The following is a 634-nucleotide window of genomic DNA, read 5'->3' as shown; positions in this document are numbered from 1 at the left end:
AGCTTTCCAGCGCCGATGGTACTCGGACCGCAGGGTCCCGGGAGAGTAGGACGTCGCGAGGCATGAGGAAAAGCCCGATCTCCTAGGAGATTGGGCTTTTTGCTGTATTCGTTGCTGCATCGAAGGGTTCGATGGGGTGCCGGATCAAGGTAGCATCTTCAGGACGGTCTCCGGGTGCGTCGCAGCGGCCCAGATCGCAGTAAGGAGGAGGAGGGTGACAGCGGAGATGGCGGTCAGCGTGATCGAGGTGCTGGCGTTGATGCGCCATCCCTCGCTCGACTTTTCAAACTCCAAGCCTTCGTCGCGTTGTTGCTTGTTCATGTTTGATCGCACCACCCTTTGTGTAAGGTCTATCTGTATTGTGGGATGTGGACAAACCGTTCTATACACAAAGTGAAGGAATTCGTCGCAAGGAGGAGTCCGGTGAAAGCAGTTGCGAAGAAAGCGCGATTTTGTAGCATTTTGTCTGGACAAGCCTGTTGATCAAGTGGGGCGAAGGGTGCTATTATTACTCCTGTCGCCGCTGATGCGGACGGCGAGAGGTACTGAAACGTGGAGAGATGTCCGAGCTTGGTCGAAGGAGCACGATTGGAAATCGTGTAGGCGGGAAACCGTCTCAGGGGTTCGAATCCCC

1 protein-coding gene is annotated in these 634 nt (G+C 55.4%); it reads right to left on the bottom strand.

Translation table 11 applies throughout. The features are described 5' to 3' along the window. Positions 1-144 precede the first annotated feature (144 nt). Positions 145-321 carry a hypothetical protein gene (locus tag EL26_RS25725; protein ID WP_161780794.1) on the bottom strand — a complete coding sequence of 59 codons (177 nt, stop codon included), beginning with the start codon at positions 319-321 and terminating at the stop codon, positions 145-147. Between the last annotated feature and the right edge of the window lie 313 nt (positions 322-634).

Origin of the sequence: Tumebacillus flagellatus, from assembly GCF_000714935.1 — a bacterium.
GTDB lineage: Bacteria > Bacillota > Bacilli > Tumebacillales > Tumebacillaceae > Tumebacillus > Tumebacillus flagellatus.
The sequence above is the reverse complement of the archived record's forward strand: the minus strand, read 5'-3'. Positions and strand labels throughout refer to the sequence as shown.